The following is a 20,100-nucleotide window of genomic DNA, read 5'->3' as shown; positions in this document are numbered from 1 at the left end:
AGAGTCCTCCACTGCTACGTCTGAGGACTGCTAGGAACAAAAAAACACATTTTGAGTCTTCAATTGCCGTGGTAGATCATCGTTTAGCTGGTTTTTTGCAGGAAAGAATTTCTGGAACGCGAATATGCTGAAAAATCATAACTTGGCCAAGGCGATTAGTGAGGTCAGTTGGTCGCGTTTTCGCAACATGCTTGAATATAAAATGAAACTTCCATCAGAGGGATTTTTTCCCTCTGATGGTTAGTTGAACGAATCGGGGTGTTAGTCGCCCGCCCGTAAAACTCCCGCTTACGGGTTTGAAGCGGGAGTTTTACGGGCGCTTACCACCGGGATAAAGCAAAATGGTATGGAAAGCAGGTGGTAACGGTGACCTAAAACTTCCCTTCCAGTCAACTTTGTTCAAGTTGTGGCCACCGAAACCAAGACGTTAAAAATCTTGCGTTGCGTGACTGGGAATGTCCCAAATGCCACACGCACCACGATAGAGATATTAACGCAAGTAAAAACATTCGTAACGAAGCATTACGATTACGATTAACCGCAGGGACTGCGGGGATAGCCTAATCAAAACTTTCGGTTACGAAGGTGTTCTTAGGAATCTCCATCTTCAAATTTCGTCAGAAATTAAGGTGGAGTAGTTCAAAAAAGCAGGTACTCTATACGGCAAAAGTATGGGTGGGTAAGCGAAAAAAGTCCGAACCAGCGGTCAGTTCGGACAATATAACAAGCGAGTAAGTAAAAATTGTCCGAGCCAGTGGTCAGCTCGAACAGTTTCACGGGTGAGCAAGCAAAAACTGTCCGAACCCAGCGATCAGCTCGGGCATTATTTAGCACGAGCGATACGCGAGCCAGGGTAACATCGGGACCCTTATCCTAAAATCGTCTCGATCCGTTCCAAGGCCCCATCGGAAAGCTTCACGCCACTTGCTTTTACATTTTCTTCCACTTGCTCCGGGCGGCTTGCTCCGATTAAGGCGCTGGAGACATTGTCTTGACGCAAAATCCAGGTGATGGCCAATTGGGAGAGCGATAATTCTTCCTTCGCCGCCACATCCTGCAATTCTGCCACGCGATCGAGAGACTCATCGTTAAGAAAGCGGGAGATGACTTTAAAATTCTCAGCTGCGCGACTATCCGCAGGAATGTCTGAGCCTTTTTGGTATTTTCCGCTTAATACGCCTTGGGCAAGCGGGGAAAAGACAACTTGTCCAATGCCGTGTTGTTCACCTTGAGGGATGATTTCTTTTTCAATGTAACGGTTGAGCATGTTATAGATCGGTTGGTTTACGACGAGCCGGTCGAGCAACCGTTTATCGGCAATGTGCAAGGCTTCCGCGATTTGTGCCGGAGACCATTCGCTTACGCCGATGTAGAGCACTTTTCCTTGCCGCACCAAGTCATCGAGTGCGCGTAATGTCTCGTATAATGGGGTTTCCGGGTCATATCGATGGCAATAATAGAGATCGATATAATCATGGCCGAGCCTTTTCAGGCTGGCGTTGCATTGTTCAATGATGTGTTTGCGGGAGAGTCCCCGATCGTTTGGACCTTCGCCCATTGGGTTAAAAACTTTCGTCGCGAGTACGTATGATTCACGCGGGTATTCTCTCAAAGCCTCGCCGACGACTTTCTCGGCTTCACCGCGCCGGTAGACATTGGCGGTATCGAAAAAGTTGATGCCGAGATCGTAGGCTTTATGGATGGATTGAAGGGCTGCATCTTTTTCAACATAACCGCCATAAGTAAGCCAACTTCCAAGGCTGATTTCACTGACTTTCACACCGGTGTTTCCTAAAAAACGATATTCCAATTTTGGGCTCCTTCCTGTGTAAACTAAGGTTGTTCCTCACAAGAAATGATATCATAAAGTGAAACTTCCATCAGAGGAGGGGGCGAGTCCCCTCTGAAGAATAAAAAGATACGCCAGCTAAGACGCCGCATCTTGTCGCGGCGACACGATTTTGACATTCGTTTCCTCCCTTTACTTATGATAAAATGCGAAAGAGCCGATGTATGTTTTTTGTAAGAAGGGTGCGTCGATGGAAGATGTCGGATACAAAACTTGTTCGGGGAACGATGTTGCTTACCGGAGCAACAATAACATCGAAATTATTAGGCGTCCTATACATATTTCCTTTCACAATGCTTGTCGGGCAACAGGGAAATGCCCTCTATCAATATGGGTACTTGCCTTATACGATTCTATTAAGTTTGGCGACCCTCGGTGTTCCAATGGCGGTTTCCAAATTTGTTTCGAAATACAACGCCCTCGAGGATTATATTACGGGGCAACGCTTGTTCCGTTCCGGCATCGTTGTTATGACGATCACGGGATTTATCGCGTTTTTGGCTTTGTTTTTAATGGCTCCGGTCATTGCCGGTTGGGTGCTTCCCAGCGGAGGTTCGTCCGGAAACAGCCATGAAGAGGTTGTGTTCACAATCCGCATGGTTAGCTTCGCTTTGCTGATCATCCCTGGTATGGCCGTGTTCAGGGGTTATTTTCAAGGGTTTCAGTCCATGGGGCCGACTGCGGCTTCCCAAGTGGTTGAGCAACTTGCCCGGATTATTTTTATTCTTGCGTCAGCATTTATCGTCCTGGAAATTTTCGGCGGTTCATTGGGGCTCGCCGTTGGTTTGGCGACATTTGGGGCGTTGATCGGCGGATTGGGTTCCTTGATGGTGCTCTTATATTTTTGGAAAAAAAGAAAGGCAGGAATTCAAGAGCAAATTAGAGAAAGTAAAAAAGACCATCAGTTGTCGCTGTCGTCCATGTACAAAGAGCTTATTGTGTACGCGTTGCCCTTATCGTTCGTGGGGCTTGCGATCCCACTTTTTCAGGCCATTGATTTGTTCACCTTTAATGATGCAATGACCGATGGCTACGGTGCAAATGCCGGCGAAGCTGAAACGGCATTTGGTGCGTTTTCACGTACGACCCATGCATTAATTATGATTCCGGTAGCAATAGCAACAGCCATGTCGGTGAATCTCATTCCTACAATCACGAAGGCCAATACAAATCGAGATATGGAAAGCATGCACAGGCTTATTACGAAGACCTTCCAAATTATTCTTTTTTTCACCATCCCTGCAGCTTTCGGCCTGACCATTTTAGCGACACCAGCGTTTGCTTCCTTGTACGGACTTGAAGATTTGGGGATTGGGAGCATGATTTTGAGCTATTATGCTCCGGCGGCCATTTTGTTTTCGGTCTTCGCCGTTACGGCGGCAATTCTCCAAGGGATGAATCGGCAAAAATATGCGGTGATCGGCCTTTGCATTGGGCTTTTCTTTAAGCTTGTGCTCAATTATTGGATGATCAGCAGTTTTGGGGCTGTTGGCGGTGTAGCTGCTACCATCATCGGTTATACCTTGGCGATCGGATTTAACATATGGGCCGTTGGGAAATTTGCAGCTTATCAATATACGCAAATCGGAAAACATGCCGCGATCATTCTTGGCATAACGGCAATCATGGCCGTGTCGGTATATATCGTTCGTGAAGGGGGCATGGTCGTGTTCGATACGACCGGGCAGATTGGTTTTGTTGGTATATTAGTATTTGGCGTGCTGATCGGCATGCTTCTATACTTTATATTAAGCATTCGAATCGGCTTGGCGGAAAAAGTACTCGGCGATCGCTTTTCATTTATGAGGCTGAGAAGATAATCCTTGTTTGTTATCATGCAATGCCATGGTAAAATTTATAAGAATCGTGACCAAAAAAAGAAAGCGGGTGATACGTATGGTTGAACGGTTAAAGTCTTTTGACTGGGTCTTGATTGTAACCGTATTTGCATTAAGTGTGTTTGGCCTCATCATGGTGTATAGTGCAAGTTACCCGCTTTCTATCGATCTTTTTGATTCATCTACGTATTACATTATTCGTCAACTCATTTATTTTGGATTAGGGATCCTCGTTTTTGCGGTACTTATGAATTTTCGCTACCATTATTATAAAACGTTAAGTCCCTATATCATTGTTGTATCCGTGATTTTGCTGCTTCTCGTTGTGTTTATCGGAGTTTCTGAAAATGAAGCAACCCGTTGGATCAATATCGGTGGGATAAGCATGCAGCCTTCAGAACTCGTGAAGCTCGGGGTGATTATTTATCTGGCCCAAGTGTATTCCCAAAAGCAAAAGTATATTGATCGTTTCGCGACAGGTGTGGCTCCTCCGTTAATTGTCGTCGTCGCTTTATTCACGCTCATCCTATTGCAGCCGGACCTGGGTACGGCGGTAATGATTCTCCTTGTCGGCGGTGTTATCGTATTTTTATCCGGTGCTCGCTTTCGGCATCTTGCTTTTCTCGGAACACTTTCAGCGGCTGTCGTTCTTTTTCTAGTGATGCAAGCGGATTACCGCATGAACCGAATCATCGCATTTCGCGATCCATTCGCTTATGATGACAGTTTCGGTTTGCAGCTTATTCAGTCCTACATATCCATTGCAAATGGCGGCCTCACCGGAACGGGCTTTGGACAAAGTGTTCAGAAGTTAGGGTATTTGCCGGAAGCTCATACCGATTTTATTTTAGCCATTATTGCGGAGGAAACGGGGTGGATCGGTGTTGGTTTTGTCATTCTCTGCTTTTTGGTTATTGGTTTTAGAGGTCTTATGATAGGGGCGCGTTGTAAACATTTGTTTGGTTCTTTGCTTGCTTATGGGATTGTTTTCCAGTTGATGTTTCAATTTATATTCAATGCTGGCGCGGTAAGCGGATTGCTACCGATCACCGGCATTCCGCTCCCATTCGTCAGCTATGGGGGAACCTCCTTAATCGTTTCCCTCGCTAGTGCGGCGATTCTGGTAAACATATCCTTGCAAAATCAGAAGGATTATAAACGTGGACAAGCAAAAGAAGAATCGAATCCAAAAGATGAACCGAATCAACAAAAAGAAAGTCTCGTTTTCTGACGTAACTGGAGTGAACGCTGACCACTTACATGGACAGGAGGAGGAGCGACATGCTGATCATCGGTTATGGCACCCTTGGCCGTGCCGTCATCCGGAGGGTATCCGCTAAGACGGGCGCGAGCGTAGACGTTTACAATCGAACACAATCTGTCATTGATGCCGATCCCGCTTGCAACTATGTGCCTCCCGAAAAGTTTCATCACTATACAAAAGTGCTCGTTGTTTTACCGGCGCCGGCATATGAGGATTTTTTCCGTCGTTGGGCCGGGTCTTTTCGTGAAGACACTTGTTTCTTTTATTGCGCGACGAAAATCATGCGAGCAGAGATGAATACGTATGTGAAAAACAAACAATCGGCTACCCCCTGTAAACTAGCGGGGCACGCGGAAATATTGCGGGTAAAGGGCGAAGGTGCATTTTCATTTGAACATGAAGAAAGACGTTTGCAGTTTGATCGCTGGTCTGATGGAGCCTTCAACACGGTCATTGCAAAAGAAGACCACGTCTTGAAAGGAAATCAAGTCGCTACGGAAGAACATTTACGCGCACTTTTGACAGTTGAACAACAGCTGCGACAAGAGGGAGTCCCGAAATCGTTAATTGAATCTGTGAACGCGAGTATCCCCGGCGGGATCGCGCAAGCCCATAACAATGGCACTCATGGACACTTTGCCGAAGAAATTATGAAAAAATGGCAGGGAGACGATCACGATGGCTGAACAATGGCGGATCGATAAATGGCTGGCAGCCGCCGGCGTTGGTTCCCGTAAAGATGTAAAAAAGTTTTTACGAAAAAAAGCAGTGCGGGTGAACGGCGCCACGATTACCGATCCAAGCGTGAAAATAAACGCGTGGAAAGCTGCTGTTACGGTAAATGGGGAGAAAATCGATTATGATCCAGGGCCCGTCTATTTGATGATGAATAAACAGAAGGGACGCGTGAGCGCTACGGCAGACGACCGGCATCGGACGGTACTTGATGATATCGACCAGTCGGTTAAAAAGATTGAATTGTTTCCTGTCGGTCGGCTGGATAAAGATACGACTGGCTTGTTATTTTTAACGACAGACGGGGAGTGGGCGCATCGCTTGACGACGCCTCGCTTGGGCATTGAGAAAGAATACGAGGTATTGTTGGATACAGAACCACCTGCCGAGGAGCTTCAATCATTACAAGAAGGAATGCAGCTGAAAGATGGAACGGAAACGAAGCCCGCGAAGGTTTCCGAAGGGGCGCAGGAAAAGAATGGATTCCGCCTCTTCATCACGGTTACGGAAGGGAAATATCACCAAGTAAAGCGGATGTTCGGAGCGATCGGCCACCAAGTGAACGAGCTTAAACGGGTACGTATGAGTAACGTGCGGTTGGATGAACGTTTGGGGCCGGGAGAATATCGATCCCTGACAGCCAAGGAATTCGAAGCGATTTCTTATGATTTGGCACAAAAAAGCGGAAAATCGTCATGAAAAAAGGTCGGCACGTACGCCGCCCATTTTTCACGTTTAATCTTTTCTCACGTTATATTTCCACGCTTGATCCTCATCCATCATTTTAATTGCTGCGTAAACGGTGAGGAATTGGATAACGATGATCGGTATTCCCATAATGCCGGAAAGCACTTCCAACGGAGCCAGCCCTCCAATGTTCATCAGTGATAAAGCAAGAATGGTAATGACGGCTGCCACAATGATTCTTACATTTTTTGGCGGCGCTTGTTTACTCATGTCCCGACTCGTCGTGTAGGAAGCAATCGTATAGGTTGTTGAATCGAGAGTCGTTATCATGAAAATCGTCGCGATAATCACAAAGACAATGAGAACAATTGTCGCGAAAGGCATGGAGGATAAAATTTCGGGAATGGCTGCTTCCAAACCTTCTTCTTGCACAATATCCAAGACAGGCACGGAGCCGGTGATGTAGCTATGCACACTCATACCACCGAGAATACCTGTCGCTAACCATGCAAGTAGCGTCGGCGCCAATAAATAAGTCAAGATCATTTCTTTGACGGTTCTGCCTTTTGAAAGGACCGCCGCAAATACCCCGTGCAGCATCGCCCATGTAGCGTTATAAGCAAACCAAAAGACGGTATGGCTTTCAATATGGGTGCCGCCTCCCAAGTCCATCGAATGCGTGTAAAGCGAGAAATTCACATAATTAGAGATAAGATAACGGACGGAGTCTGTGAAAAAATCCATAATGAATAAACCGGGCCCTACAAAGATGATAAATAATGCCAATAGACCGGCAAGGTACATATTTATCGTACTTAATCGTTTAATGCCTTTTTCGATGCCGACATAAGCACTGAGGGTAAAAAAGCCCACCCAAATAACAGTGACAATCATCGTAAAAGGAAACGTGACTTCCATATTTAGCAATTCGGCTAAATTATAGGTGACGATCGGTGTTCCAAGTCCCAGCGTTACAGCAGCACCTGCAAGAATACTGATCATAAAAAGCGAGTCCAAGACAATGCCGCCTAAACCATCTGTAAACCGATCGCCGAAGATGACACGGCAGGCTTCAGAAATACGCATTTTCGGTTTTTTTCGCACATGCAGGATATAAGCCATGGCAGGCGCGACCATGACGAAGACGGCAAAGGTTTGGAAGCTCCATAAAAACATACTGTATGAATTCCCGGCGAGGATCGCTTCCATGGAGCCCGCTTCAAGCCCGAAAGGAGGATCGATTGCTCCTTCGCTCCAATGAATCATACCGGTTCGCATAATCGTAGCCCCAACCCCCATGGCAATTAACATCGAAGCATACGAAAACAATGAAAACCTCGGTTTTTCCAAGGGGTCGCCTAAAACAACATTCCCGTATTTAGAAAATGATAAGTATAAACCGATCCCTAAAATGATTAAGGCATACCATAAGTATCCCCATTTAAACGTGTCCACAATGGTATTAAATATGCCATCCAGTAATGCCATCGATTCATCGGTGTACATGGCAAAAAGAATGCTGACGGCTAAAATGATCAATAATGATGGGGTGAAAATGCTAAAGTCTATGATTGTTTTTTTTCGTTTTTGCCTGTTCATTTCATTTATAAACCTCCATTTTAAATTCGATACAATTCTTCTATTCATAGATACCTTCATAAAAAAATCCTTATAATGAAGGTGGTACCCTGATGGTTTTTGTTTTAAACTAAATGTTAGAATACGGGACTGGGAATCTTTAGCAGCTTGCCGTTGAGATAGTTAGCTTGTTACATAAATTCTTTCCTGGGTGAAGGTTAATAATGATTACCTTCGATGCAAAGTCTTTTCCTTTATGGACGTCCTACAAAAAAAGCCCAGCCGCAACAACGGCTGGTTCATTTTTTATGAGACTTGTGTTTTTTTTCGTTTAGCAATCCATTTTCCTCTGCTTGGGCTATGGACGAGATTGTTGTACTCCAGCACGTTTAGGTCCCGCTGGATCGTTCGTTGAGTAGTGCCGAATTCATCAACCAATTCTTGCGTTGTCACCGTTCTTCCTTCTTTACTCATAAACAAGTAAATCGACTTAATGCGGGTGAGCATGCGGTCGGTTGAAGATTGCAAGTAACCACTTCCTCGGTAGTGTTGGAATTGGGAAATAGGCCCTCTGTCTATGTTTGAGGCAACACAGGGGACATTGTCTCACTCCTAGGTTCCTTTTATTATACAACAGGAGGAAAAGGATAGTAAAGGGAAATTGTTTAAATATTTGCGCGTAAATACATCACGTGCTATTTCTCAAATAAATCTGTGGATAAATACCGCTCACCGGTATCGCAGGCGATGGCCACGACAATTTCACCGGGTTGGAATTGTTTGGCAAGTTCGAGTGCCGAAAAGCAAGCCGCGCCTGACGATGGACCGACGAGGATACCTTCCTCGCGGGCAAGGGCGTGAACGGTTTCGTAGGCATTTTCGTCGTTAATGGCATCAATTTGGTTATAGATTCCCTCGTTTAAGATCGATGGCACGAATCCCGGGGAAGTGCCCACGAGTTTATGAGGTCCCGGTTTCCCGCCGGACAACACGGGAGAACCTTTTGGTTCGACAACATGGATGGTGAGATCCGAATAATGGGATCGCAACGTTTCCCCTGTTCCGGTGATCGTACCTCCGGTCCCGGAGGCAGCCACAAACCCTTTTAATGGACGGCCGATGGTGTCCACGGCTTCTTTGATTTCCAATGCTGTCGATTTCCGGTGGGCATCGGGGTTCGCCTCGTTTTCGAATTGCATCGGGATGAAACTGTCCGGGATTTCTTCGGCCAATTCATGGGCTTTGTCAATCGCTCCGGGCATCTTTTTGTCTCCGGGTGTTAAAACAACTTTAGCGCCATAGGCTTTAAGGATATTAATGCGCTCGAGGGACATGGTATCGGGCATCGTCAAAATGCAAGTATATCCTTTAGCAGCGGCATTCATCGCTAGTCCAATGCCTGTATTGCCGGAAGTTGGTTCAATAATAGTTGTATCATCATTCAACTTGCCGCTTTCTTCCGCTTGAACGATCATTTCCCGTGCAGCTCTATCTTTAACACTTCCGCTCGGGTTTTGGAATTCCAGTTTTAAGTAAACATCTGCTCCCCGGCGATCCGTGATACGGTTTAAACGTACCAAAGGTGTATCGCCGACGAGTGCTGAGACATTTGTATATACAGACATCGTGCTCATCTCCAATTCACTATACTTTGTTGAGATTGTACATATTAAATTTAGCAAATATGCGTTATGATAATACTATAACATACGGAGGTACACATGATGGAAGATGAACGAACGCATTATTTCTTAGCGCTTCCCGTTCCGGAGGAAGTGCAACGAAGCATCAATGAGCTGGCCAAGTTACGTGCACTGCAATCTTTTAGATCTGTTACCTACATTCGTGACTACCATATTACGCTCTTTTTTCTTGGAGGTGTTGCTAATAAGCAACTGGCGCTTCTTTATAAAAAGTTACCGGTGCTGATGCACCAAATCCCTGCTTTCGATGTGCAATTGAATCAGGCCGGGGTGTTTGGCAAGGAGGAACAGCCGCGTGTGTTATTCGCCGGCGTCAAAAGAGCCCAACCGTTGCTTGACCTTCACGCTGCAGTAACGAGAGGATGTGTCGAAGCAGGTTTTAATAAAGAGAAACGACCGTTTCGTCCGCATGTTACAATCGCGAAACGAGGTAAACATGATGAACCATTTCCACTGCAAAAAGTCATTGATCAAACGAACCATTGGAAGGACGTACAGTGGCGAGTAAAAGAAGTCGGATTATATGCTGTCCGTTTGGGACAGTTGCCCCGTTATGAGCTTAAGGCCAACTTCCCGTTAAAGCGTCCATGACCGGAGAGAGGATCACTGAATCCACCGAAGGGTTGTCTTTTTATGGGCGAAGCATGCCTTTAAAACAGAATGAGGAGAGGGTGGGGCGTATGGCCCATCTTGTAAAACTGGAAGATTATATATCCCGATACGAAAGCGATATTCACCAATATCCGAGTCAGTTTATCCGTTTAAAACGTGAGCGTTGGAAACGGCTACACCGTTTATGGGCGCAAGCCAACCAAAATGCCGACAGTGCTCTTTACGTAGAAGAAGATTGGTTTCCGGAGGAAAATAAGACTGTTTTGCAACAAGCTTTGCAAAAATTGAGCGGTATTCATAAAAAGGAAACGCAGGAGCCGGTCAAAACAAACACCGGCATTGACGCTGAATACGAGCATCTCATCGGGAAAAGCCGTACGGCATTGTATGATTTTTTTTATTATGAATTGCTTCAATCCCAGCTGCGATGGGCGTCTTCCTCATCGTCGGAAGTGTCTGTGGTAGATAGCAGTTATCGTTATGATAGTCGTTTACGAGAACTCTTGCGGTTGCTCCCGGATAATTACATGATCTTTTATTATCCTATTTTCAAAATACAGCAAGCGGACATTCAATTGGATGTTCTTTTGTTTTCTCCTTCCGAACTTTATTGTGTAACATACGTGGAGACTCCGGCAAATACGTTGTTTGAAGTGAGTTCGCGTCGGTTCTGGCGAGAATTCCGATCGAAAACAGAACATAAACGTTTAAATCCGTTACTGTCCGTGAAAAGAATGGAGGATATTGCTCGTTCTATTTTTCAATATAACAGCATTGATTTTCCGATTAAAAAAGCAGTGTTGTTGCCTAATGCCCTGATTGATAATAGAGATTTTTCCGGCAACGCTGAAATGATTGATCATCGAGATTATGACCAATGGATGGGTAAGATCAGCAACCACATTTCTCCCATGAAAAAAGAACAGTTCCACGCGGTTGAGGCATTGCTGAACAAGTGTAAAACAAAAGGGTATAAGCGGTCGTCGGAGGTTGAAGCAAACGGAACGTATGGCCAATAACGCACATATGTGTCGCATTGACGCTCTATGTACCTTCTGCTATGATATACCGAGATTAAGAGAGACGTGAGTATAAGCTGTATGGGTAACTCTGTTATTAGGTGCACTTGTGCCTTGCATATAGGTGCACCAATTTTCATGTCATTGCCTGCTATTCATTCACGAGCTGATTTGCGGAACGCTCAAATATGATAAAGGATATCTTTCACCTATGGAAAATTTGGATACTCACAAAAAGATAAAAAGAAAAAAATGGCTAGAGAATCTTTTGGGAAGAGATTGGGAATTGGAAACAGCGGGCGGTTCTACCGGAGAAGCCTTTTCAGCCAGAGATGGCGAGCAAAAACTGTTTCTGAAATGCAATTCTTCCCCTTTTTTAGCTGTGCTTTCCGCAGAAGGAATCGTTCCGAAGCTGCTCTGGACGAAACGGCTCGCCAACGGAGATGTGATTACTGCCCAGAGATGGGTGAATGGGCGAAAATTAAAACCGATGGAATTGAAACAACCGAAGGTTGCTGCGCTTTTGGGGAGGATTCATCGATCAACGGAACTTCTTGATTTGTTAAAACGGATCGAAACCCAAGTGAAGACTCCGGAGGTTTTACTACAGCAGCTTTGTACATATTCGTTCCCTACGGACCAACAATCGCCCGTCCTATATAAGGCCTATGACTTCTTAAAAGCGAGAAAATCAACCGTTTACTACGATGGTTTTGTCGTCTGTCATTGTGACATGAACCATAACAATTGGATCATGGATAAAGAAGAAGGGCTGTTTCTTGTGGATTGGGACGGAGCTTCCGTTGCTGATCCTGCTTTGGATTTAAGCATTCTCCTTCATTGGTATGTACCGAAACAAGGTTGGACGGAATGGTTGGAAGCATACAAACTTGATTTGAACGATCAACTCCTAAGCAGAATGCATTGGTATATCGTCTGGCATACCCTTGAATGGATATTAAGTAAAGGCATTTATGAAGATAGCGGATATGTGCAGGTATGGCTTCGTTATTTAGATGCTTTAGTTGAAAATGATGATCGGCGGGTTGCATATTTGGAGGATTAAAATGAGATTGAGAAAGCGGCCGGGGGCACTTGATGTACTTCGAGAGCGGCCGGATATTGTGCCGCAAAAACCGGAACAACTTCGTGGGCAATGGGCTGTGAACCAACCGCTTCATGTTGAATTAGGAACCGGCAAGGGGCGTTTTTTAACAATGATGGCCGAGAAGTACCCTTCGATTGTTTTTATAGGCATGGAAAAAATGGAAAGTGTCTTGTCGTATGCGGTCGAACGTACGGGAAGGGAGGACAATGTACGTTTTATACACGGGGATGTTGCTGATCTGCAAGGGTATTTTGCTAATGGAGAAGTAAATCGCATTTATTTAAACTTTACCGATCCATGGCCGAAAAACCGTCATGAAAAACGCCGGCTTACCTATCCGGGTTTTTTAAACTTATATAAAGAGATTTTGTCGCCGCGCGGAGCCATCCATCTGAAAACGGACAATGAAGATTTTTTCACTTACTCCGTGGAGCAATTTTCCCAAACTGGCTATCATCTTAACAACTTTACCCTTGACCTCCACGCGGATGAACCAGAGGAAAATGTGCGAACGGAATATGAGCAAAAGTTTGTGGAACGGAAACAACGGATTTTTCGGGTGGAGGCGTATCTGCCGGGGTAGGATTTCTGTGGATACGAGTGGGTGGTCAAATGGCAGGGACTGATGCATCCGATCGCTGGATATATTTGTGAATGTGTCCTCTCCCCACGCCTTTCATAAAACCTTTTGCTATACCGTGAAATGGCGTTTCCGAAGGACACCAAATGCTTCCAATAGGGGATGATGCATTAATACCCAATATAATGAAAAGGGCTGCTCGGTCAATTTGATTGAAATTAACGGTGTAATATATAGTGATTCCGAGTCCAACTACCCCTATAATAACAGGAAAAATCCAGGCATATTATTGGTTTGATCTGATTTGCTCATTATTCTTCAACGGTCTTTCTTTCCCTGAAAAAAACCCCCCCCATTCAGTGATTATCTTAAGAGATAAATGCCCTTTTCAAAAGGAATTGGCGCAACGGGTTATTCAACTCTCGTGCCTCGATTATTGGAAATTGAAATTAAAATTAAAATCTTTCCTTAGCTGATCCGTTCCTAGACATCATGTAGTGTCTGTGGAGACTTAGACCCTTAGCGAGCCACGGAACCCTCTGGCACCATAGTAGGATTCCGCTCCGTTATGATAAACGAAAACTTGTCCGTACCGATAATCACAAAAAATGGCGCCACCGAGTTCTCTAATATCAGAAGGTGTTTGTATCCAACTTGATGTTTTCATATCGAAATTTTCCAGTTTCTGCAACTCCCGATATTGTTCTTCTGTTAAGAGTTCAACACCCATGGCAGTTGCCATATCGATAGCGTTATTTTCTGGTTTATTTTTTTTCCTTGACTCTAATGCTTCACGATCATAGCACACACTTCTACGACCTTTAGGACTTTCCTTTGAACAATCGCAGAATATAAATTCGTTCGTCTCCTCATCATAAGCAACAACATCCGGTTCACCTTCAGTTCTTTCCATTTCACTGAGCGACCATAGCTTTTCAGGATTAGCTTCCAGCTTTGCTTGGGCTTGACCCCATTCAAGACCTTTATGGCGGTGCATGTTTTTCTCAAAACGGTCTTTCAATGCTCCGAGTAATTCTTCACGTTGTTCTGGTGACAACTCCTTTTTATTGCTTCTCATTGTCATATTAGTTTCCTCCTGAATTTAGTTTACATTTTTCAGCATTTTAATTAATAAGAAAAAGGAGCCGTCAAAACAACTTCTAAATTGCTTCATCTTCATTTAATGACACTGCTTCTTGAATGAGTGAGGTAAAAGCTTTTGGCTGAATATCTTCGGTATCTTTTATTCTAATATGTCTCATTGTTTTTCCTGTACCTTGTAATAATTTGTTCATGTCCTTATCTTGAAGTTTATTCCCTTTATGAAAACCAAGATTAACATGGTTTTTAGAAGTTTGAAGATAACAGACCAATCCATTATACGTATAATTCGGCATAGACCATTTAAATTCTTCTCTAAGTTTTGGAGAAGAATGAAGAATGATTTTCCTTAAAGCAACGGTGATGTTTTGAATATCATTTGGCAAGTCCACTATAAACTGATCCACTTCTTTAACTGTTCTTACTCTATCTGCCATCAATTGCCTCCTTTCCGGAAGATGTTATTTAGTTAATAATACACCAATTATTAATTCTCCCTTTTTTCTTCAAACAGTCGCATGCGTTCTTCAAAACTCACTTCTTTATGTATTTGATGGAGCATCCATTGATAGCCGAAAGGATCGTTGAATATGGCATTTGACACGCCGAAATCAGTCAGTTCAGTCACCGGTTGAAGCTCAGTACATCCTGCATTCATTGCCTTGGAAAAAGTTCCGTTGATGTCAGGCACCATAATGTTAAACCAAATTGTTTGAGGATTATCAGGTTTTGGTGCAATCAACTCAAATTCAGGGTTTTCATCCAGCATGTGAAAACGCACCCCGTATAGGCTAAAAATGACCTCATTTTCACCTTTGGGGAAATCTGTAACCTCCACACGCTCAACATCAAATATTTTTTTTATAATTCCAATGCTTTCCTGCTGTCTGTAACAATCATATCAATTTCTACTCCAGTCATTATGAACACACACCTTTTTCAAATGAATAAATATTCTTTTCCTCACCCTTTTCCCCAGCTTATCATCAACACGGTGGTTTTCTTATTCAAGTATTCTGCTGTTGTAGTTTAAGCACATTCCTTCACAATATCCATCTATTTTAACATACATATCTTTGAGAAGGACCTTCATACATCTGGCCCTACAAGCAAAAGTGGCGCAAGTCTTATTATACAGATGGAAGGTTTGAAGTTATCGCTCCCTGTTCCCCCCTGTAAACACTGCACGTGCGAGTTTCACCGCATACAGCGTGCCAGCTAATCTAACTCGATTTGACCATACCACTTTTGAGTTTATGATCACTCCCTGTGTTTCATTTCTTCCGTTTCAATAAGTCGGTGCCTCCCGTGAGAGGTGACCCTCTGTTAGTCTTACGTTCTATTGTTTGTCCAATTCCAGAATCGTGCCTGTTTTCGCGTCCACGACGAAATCCATTTGCTTCGTTTGTCCGTCTTCATTGCTGGAGATCCCGCCTCGATAAACGTCGTAGTCGACATGATTTTTTTCATAGTGTTCCGGATTCATATGGATCCAGGAACCATTCACGGGAATGCGATGTTGTACATTTGATTTTACCTGCTTGAGTGCTTTTTCGGGAGAGACGTCTTTTTGGGCGCAAGCTTCTTTTACTGCATAGCCAGCGGCAAAACCGACGGCAGCGCCGATGAGCACATCTGTGATTTTCATTATAGTCACTCCGTTCCGTATAGAGTTATGTTAACCCCAATATTTACAAATCGCTATCCCTAGTATAGCGGATATGCATCAATTGTCCAATTGTAAAGGAAGTGATAATGTAGTATTTATCCGAAGGATTCGCAGGGAGGGGAAACCGATGGAGAAACAAACGAAAGACATGTTTCGCACGTTAACGGAGATGCCGGGGCCTCCGGGTCATGAGCATCAGGTGCGTGCTTATGTAAAAAAAGCGCTTGACAAACATGCAGATGAAATTGTTCAAGATAAGTTGGGCAGCGTTTTCGGCGTCAAAAAAGGACAGCCGAAAGATCCAAAGGTGATGGTCGCGGGACACATGGATGAGGTCGGGTTCATGGTTACATCGGTGAATAAAAAAGGGTTGATTAAATTTCAACCACTCGGGGGCTGGTGGAGCCAGGTGTTGCTTGCACAACAAGTGACGGTAATGACAGACAATGGCCCGATCCCCGGTGTTATAGGTTCCACGCCTCCGCATCTTCTTAGCGAACAAGTACGGAAAAAACCGGTAGCGATGGACAAAATGTACATTGATATCGGCGCCGACGATCATGAGGATGCGGAACGACTCGGTGTTCGCCCGGGGGCTCCAATTGTCCCCGCTTGTTCTTTTATGCCAATGGCGAATGAGAAAAAAATAATGGCAAAAGCTTGGGACAACCGTTATGGTGTCGGGTTATCCATTGAGTTGCTCAAAGAAGTGGGCGGCGAGGAGCTTCCGAATACCTTGTACTCAGGTGCTACGGTGCAAGAAGAAGTGGGCTTGCGCGGGGCGCAAACGGCTGCAAACATGATTCGTCCGGATATTTTCTTTGCTGTGGACGCGAGCCCGGCGAACGATACGACCGTTCAAAAAGGGGAATTCGGCCAAGTGGGGAAAGGGGCGCTGTTACGCATTTATGACGGGACAATGATTACCCATCGAGGCATGCGTGATTTTGTGCTTGATACGGCCGAAAGTGGGGACATCCCTTATCAATACTTCGTCTCTCCCGGCGGCACGGACGCAGGCAGGGTCCACACATCAGGGGACGGAGTCCCTTCCGCGGTGGTCGGTGTTTGTGCGCGTTATATTCACACAGGCGCGTCTATTCTGCATGTGGACGATTACGCCGCTGCTAAAGAACTAATTACTACGCTTGTGCGGAAAACCGATCGCGCCACGGTAGATGCCATTTATTCGCAGGCATAATGGATAAGCATGTGAATTGCCTTCGGGCAATGTTGGGAGGAAGGAACCGACAAATATCCGAGTAAGAGGGTTTACGCCTGCCCTGTCAAACAAATATGCCAATCACTCTTTTTCGATAAAAGAATGATTGGCAGCCTCTATCGTGTTTACTCGTTTTGGAAAATATAAGCAAGCGCTTCGGTGGCTTGGTCCAGGTCGTTAACGACAACTTGCGCTTGGTTGGCCATCTCTTTGGACGGGTGATGCAGTGATTCAGGACGAACCAATATTAGCGGTTTGTTTAATGCAGTTGCTGCTCCTACATCCATGGCCGCGTTCCATTGTTTGTATTGGTCCCCGAATAAGGCAAGTACGACATCAGCTTTTTGCATGAGCACGTTCGTTCGCAAATTATTGAATGCGGAAGCAGCTTCGTCTTTAAAAACGGCATTTGGTTGCTCACCGAGAATCTCTTCGCCAATATGATCGGAACGATCATGGTTAGTCATCGGTTCAAAAAAACGGACCGGAAGATCTTTCTCCGCTGCTTTTTGCTTGACCGTGTTTCTCCAATCGTCATGAATTTGTCCGGCTAAGTAAACATTGAGATCCATACGCGTACACCCCTTTAAAATTGATGTGGTTTCATGTTTTTTCTGAAATCAAGGTCTATAAAAAAGACTTTCTTATTTTTAGTGTAGCTTCTCGGTTTTTATAAAGCAAACGAAGCCTTTTAAAAGGAATGTTCACAAATGCGTGCTTTTTTGGAAAAAAAAGGGATAGACCTGTCATGGCGTACATACCTGATAACAGCATTAAGTTATATGGCGTTAGGGTTGTTTGCCTCCCTGATCGTTGGCCTGATTATTCAAACGGCAGGTGAACAAATCCCGGCCCGTCTATTTATCGGTGGCTTTCTTGAGGAGATGGGGGCCCTTGCCATGAGTCTTTTGGGTCCGGCAATTGGTGTTGCTGTTGCCTATGCGCTTAAAGCTCCGCCTCTCGTTATGTTTGCCGCGGTGGTAAGCGGGGCTGCCGGAGAAGAATTGGGCGGCCCGGCCGGAGCATTTATTGCTGTTTTAATTTCCGTGGAATGTGGAAAATTGATTTCTAAGGAAACGCGATTTGACATTCTTTTAGCGCCTTTTGTTACGATAGCTACAGGTTTTGTACTCGCCTCGACGATTGGGCCGACAATCGGAAACGGACTGGAGGCTTTTGGATCCGTCATTAATTGGGCAACGGAACAAGAACCTTTGACGATGAGTATTCTTGTTGCTGCTCTGATGGGACTGGCTCTGACGTTTCCGATTTCAAGCGCTGCGATCGCGATTATGTTGGGGCTTGATGGTTTGGCAGCCGGTGCCGCGACGATTGGTTGCAGTGCGCAGATGGTGGGATTTGCGATTAGCAGTTTTCGCGACAATCGCTGGGGCGGTCTCGTGTCATTGGGAATTGGAACGTCGATGCTGCAAGTACCTAATATGCTACGCAACCCGTGGATCGTTGTCCCTCCAACAATTGCCGGCATGATTCTCGCGCCGATCGCGGTGATCGGATTCCAAATGGCGAGCACCCCGGAGGGTGCCGGTATGGGGACGAGCGGTTTCGTCGGCCAGATTATGACATTTACAACAATGGGTTTTACCATGCAAGTTTTTATTCTTATCCTCGTGTTTCACATTGTGCTGCCGGGTGTGTTAACGTATGTGATCGATCGGGGATTGCGAAAAAGCGGCCGTATTAAAGATGGGGATATGACGATAGATCAAGGGTAAAGGAAGGAAAAGAGGGAAATAGTATGGAAAATGTAGAAACGAAAGCAGCGTTTCAAGAAGCGATACTAGGAGAGCGGGTCGTTGTCCTGTTTAGTGCAGACTGGTGCCCCGATTGCCGAGTGATTGAACCGATCCTTCCGACGATTGAAGCGGATTATCCGGAAGTCGATTTTATCCATGCAGATCGTGATCAATTATCGGAAGTGTGCCAGGAGTATGATATTTTCGGGATCCCGAGCTTCGTAGGTTTTAAAAACGGAAAAGAAATCGATCGTTTCGCAGATAAAAATCGGAAAAGCGAGGAAGAAATTACAGCATTTCTTGACCGCTATTTATCCCGGTGGTAAGCACCCGTAAAACTTCCGCTTCAACCGCGTAAGCGGACGTTAACGGGCGACTAACACCCCGAGTAGATCAACTAACCATCAGAGGAAAACCCCCTCTGAACAAAGTTTCACTTTATCCCGGTGATAAGTGAAAAACGAATGTGTAAGGAGACAGGAGCGATGGCAAATAAATCTAAAGTGTTGGAACGCATCGAAGAGGAATTCTCGGGACATAAAATCGAAGTGGACGAAGAGACGCGACAAGTGCGTATCGAGCATAAAGAGCTTGAAAAAGGATTAACGCTTGATCTCCCCCGTCTGGAATCGAAGTTTGAAAATAAGGGGGAAGACGGAGTACAAGAAACGGTTGCTTACATTCAAGAAACATTTGCAGCCATGAAAAAGCAAAAATCGTTATCCGGTAAGGAGCAAACTATTTACCCGGTGATTCGTTCGACCTCTTTTCCTGACAAGACGGAGGACGGAAGAGAACTAATCGTGGAACCTCATACCGGCGAGACGCGCATTTATTACGCCTTGGATCAAGGGAAGACCTACGCATTAATTGACCGGCAAATGCTGGAACGTGAAGGGATGAGCGAGCAAAAGATGAAAGAAGCGGCCCGGTTTAATATTCGGTCCCTATCTATACCGACCAGAGCAGACGACGTTGCCGGGAATCGCTTTTATTTCGTGAATACGAATGACGGATATGATGCAAGCAGGATTTTAAATGATGCTTGGGTGAAAGAGGTAGCCGAAAGTATTGATGGGGAATTGGCCCTTGCCGTTCCTCATCAGGACGTTTTCATTATCGCCGACATTCAAAATGAACAAGGATACGATGTGCTCGCGCAAATGACGTTTAAATTTTTTGGAGAAGGACGAATGCCCATTACGGCGCTTCCATTTATTTATGAGGAAGGAAAGATAGAACCAATATTTATTTTGGCTCGTAAAAAACCGAAAGGAAAATAAACAGTAGGGGCCTCGTAAAAAGACCGAATACGATCCATTTAAGATGATCCGAATGAACGAGTTGGACAACTATTGGGGTCATGATTTCGACTGAC

Annotated in this window: 21 protein-coding genes and 1 pseudogene; 13 read left to right on the top strand and 9 right to left on the bottom strand. The window is 45.0% G+C overall.

Going from position 1 to position 20,100, the window contains the following annotated elements; translation table 11 throughout:
- Window positions 1-333: 333 nt before the first annotated feature.
- A pseudogene (locus tag DT065_RS08265) lies at window positions 334-564 on the top strand (zinc ribbon domain-containing protein); the annotation flags it as partial.
- Window positions 565-868: 304 nt separating this feature from the next.
- On the opposite strand, the gene DT065_RS08260 reads toward DT065_RS08265, so the two are convergent.
- On the bottom strand, window positions 869-1,810 hold the full coding sequence (locus DT065_RS08260; protein WP_114372424.1) for an aldo/keto reductase family protein: 942 nt from the start codon (window positions 1,808-1,810) through the stop codon (window positions 869-871).
- 236 nt (window positions 1,811-2,046) lie between these two features.
- On the opposite strand from DT065_RS08260, the gene DT065_RS08255 reads away from it, so the two are divergent.
- From DT065_RS08255 to DT065_RS08240, 4 genes are all read left to right on the top strand, one after another.
- Window positions 2,047-3,669, top strand: coding sequence for a putative polysaccharide biosynthesis protein (locus DT065_RS08255; protein ID WP_114372422.1), 1,623 nt, complete (start codon window positions 2,047-2,049; stop codon window positions 3,667-3,669).
- A 76-nt stretch (window positions 3,670-3,745) separates the two neighbouring features.
- Complete coding sequence (gene ftsW, locus DT065_RS08250) at window positions 3,746-4,918, top strand: putative lipid II flippase FtsW (protein ID WP_114372420.1); 1,173 nt, start codon at window positions 3,746-3,748, stop codon at window positions 4,916-4,918.
- A 50-nt stretch (window positions 4,919-4,968) separates the two neighbouring features.
- A complete protein-coding gene (locus DT065_RS08245; RefSeq protein WP_114372418.1) occupies window positions 4,969-5,637 on the top strand; it encodes a hypothetical protein in 669 nt (222 codons plus the stop codon).
- Entirely contained in the window at window positions 5,630-6,385 is a 756-nt protein-coding gene (locus tag DT065_RS08240) for a pseudouridine synthase (RefSeq protein WP_114372416.1), read from the top strand. Before DT065_RS08245 ends, DT065_RS08240 begins: the two co-directional genes overlap by 8 nt.
- Before the next feature lie 36 nt (window positions 6,386-6,421).
- Here DT065_RS08240 and DT065_RS08235 read toward each other — a convergent pair whose 3' ends face one another.
- From DT065_RS08235 to cysK, 3 genes are all read right to left on the bottom strand, one after another.
- Complete coding sequence (locus DT065_RS08235; protein ID WP_114372414.1) at window positions 6,422-7,972, bottom strand: BCCT family transporter; 1,551 nt, start codon at window positions 7,970-7,972, stop codon at window positions 6,422-6,424.
- 285 nt (window positions 7,973-8,257) lie between these two features.
- Entirely contained in the window at window positions 8,258-8,479 is a 222-nt protein-coding gene (locus DT065_RS08230; protein ID WP_193550815.1) for a DeoR family transcriptional regulator, read from the bottom strand.
- Between the two features lie 167 nt (window positions 8,480-8,646).
- Window positions 8,647-9,576 carry a cysteine synthase A gene (cysK, locus tag DT065_RS08225; RefSeq protein WP_114372412.1) on the bottom strand — a complete coding sequence of 310 codons (930 nt, stop codon included), beginning with the start codon at window positions 9,574-9,576 and terminating at the stop codon, window positions 8,647-8,649.
- Between the two features lie 96 nt (window positions 9,577-9,672).
- Here cysK and thpR point away from each other — a divergent pair, with 96 nt between their 5' ends.
- The 4 genes from thpR (at window position 9,673) to trmB (ending at window position 12,976) form a co-directional block, all read left to right on the top strand.
- Window positions 9,673-10,245: an RNA 2',3'-cyclic phosphodiesterase gene (thpR, locus tag DT065_RS08220; RefSeq protein ID WP_114372410.1), complete on the top strand. Its 573-nt coding sequence runs from the start codon at window positions 9,673-9,675 to the stop codon at window positions 10,243-10,245.
- Between the two features lie 89 nt (window positions 10,246-10,334).
- A complete protein-coding gene (locus tag DT065_RS08215) occupies window positions 10,335-11,285 on the top strand; it encodes a nuclease-related domain-containing protein (protein WP_114372408.1) in 951 nt (316 codons plus the stop codon).
- A 211-nt stretch (window positions 11,286-11,496) separates the two neighbouring features.
- The gene (locus tag DT065_RS08210; protein ID WP_114372406.1) at window positions 11,497-12,351 is read left to right on the top strand and encodes a phosphotransferase family protein; all 855 of its coding nucleotides are present in this window, start codon (window positions 11,497-11,499) and stop codon (window positions 12,349-12,351) included.
- Between the two features lies 1 nt (window position 12,352).
- Complete coding sequence (trmB, locus tag DT065_RS08205) at window positions 12,353-12,976, top strand: tRNA (guanosine(46)-N7)-methyltransferase TrmB (protein WP_114372404.1); 624 nt, start codon at window positions 12,353-12,355, stop codon at window positions 12,974-12,976.
- 508 nt (window positions 12,977-13,484) lie between these two features.
- On the opposite strand, the gene DT065_RS08200 is transcribed toward trmB, so the two are convergent.
- The 4 genes from DT065_RS08200 to DT065_RS08185 all read right to left on the bottom strand — a co-directional run bounded on the left by DT065_RS08200 (window position 13,485) and on the right by DT065_RS08185 (window position 15,722).
- The gene (locus tag DT065_RS08200) at window positions 13,485-14,051 is read right to left on the bottom strand and encodes a DUF4256 domain-containing protein (protein WP_114376181.1); all 567 of its coding nucleotides are present in this window, start codon (window positions 14,049-14,051) and stop codon (window positions 13,485-13,487) included.
- Window positions 14,052-14,133: 82 nt separating this feature from the next.
- Window positions 14,134-14,511, bottom strand: coding sequence for a DUF1801 domain-containing protein (locus tag DT065_RS08195; protein WP_114372403.1), 378 nt, complete (start codon window positions 14,509-14,511; stop codon window positions 14,134-14,136).
- 50 nt (window positions 14,512-14,561) lie between these two features.
- On the bottom strand, window positions 14,562-14,912 hold the full coding sequence (locus DT065_RS08190) for a VOC family protein (protein WP_335743587.1): 351 nt from the start codon (window positions 14,910-14,912) through the stop codon (window positions 14,562-14,564).
- Window positions 14,913-15,413: 501 nt separating this feature from the next.
- Complete coding sequence (locus tag DT065_RS08185; RefSeq protein ID WP_114372401.1) at window positions 15,414-15,722, bottom strand: PepSY domain-containing protein; 309 nt, start codon at window positions 15,720-15,722, stop codon at window positions 15,414-15,416.
- Window positions 15,723-15,870: 148 nt separating this feature from the next.
- On the opposite strand from DT065_RS08185, the gene DT065_RS08180 reads away from it, so the two are divergent.
- Window positions 15,871-16,944: a M42 family metallopeptidase gene (locus DT065_RS08180; protein ID WP_114372399.1), complete on the top strand. Its 1,074-nt coding sequence runs from the start codon at window positions 15,871-15,873 to the stop codon at window positions 16,942-16,944.
- Window positions 16,945-17,090: 146 nt separating this feature from the next.
- Here the strand turns inward: DT065_RS08180 and DT065_RS08175 are convergent, their stop codons facing one another.
- Window positions 17,091-17,537: a YtoQ family protein gene (locus DT065_RS08175; protein ID WP_114372397.1), complete on the bottom strand. Its 447-nt coding sequence runs from the start codon at window positions 17,535-17,537 to the stop codon at window positions 17,091-17,093.
- Window positions 17,538-17,675: 138 nt separating this feature from the next.
- Between DT065_RS08175 and DT065_RS08170 the strand changes: the two genes are divergently transcribed.
- The 3 genes from DT065_RS08170 (at window position 17,676) to DT065_RS08160 (ending at window position 20,005) form a co-directional block, all read left to right on the top strand.
- Window positions 17,676-18,701 carry a PTS sugar transporter subunit IIC gene (locus DT065_RS08170; protein ID WP_114372395.1) on the top strand — a complete coding sequence of 342 codons (1,026 nt, stop codon included), beginning with the start codon at window positions 17,676-17,678 and terminating at the stop codon, window positions 18,699-18,701.
- Window positions 18,702-18,724: 23 nt separating this feature from the next.
- Complete coding sequence (locus tag DT065_RS08165; RefSeq protein ID WP_114372393.1) at window positions 18,725-19,048, top strand: thioredoxin family protein; 324 nt, start codon at window positions 18,725-18,727, stop codon at window positions 19,046-19,048.
- A gap of 159 nt (window positions 19,049-19,207) precedes the next feature.
- Window positions 19,208-20,005 carry a DUF1444 family protein gene (locus DT065_RS08160; RefSeq protein ID WP_114372391.1) on the top strand — a complete coding sequence of 266 codons (798 nt, stop codon included), beginning with the start codon at window positions 19,208-19,210 and terminating at the stop codon, window positions 20,003-20,005.
- Window positions 20,006-20,100 lie beyond the last annotated feature (95 nt).

The organism is Salicibibacter kimchii (genome assembly GCF_003336365.1).
In the GTDB taxonomy this organism is placed as follows: domain Bacteria; phylum Bacillota; class Bacilli; order Bacillales; family Marinococcaceae; genus Salicibibacter; species Salicibibacter kimchii.
The sequence above is the reverse complement of the archived record's forward strand: the minus strand, read 5'-3'. Positions and strand labels throughout refer to the sequence as shown.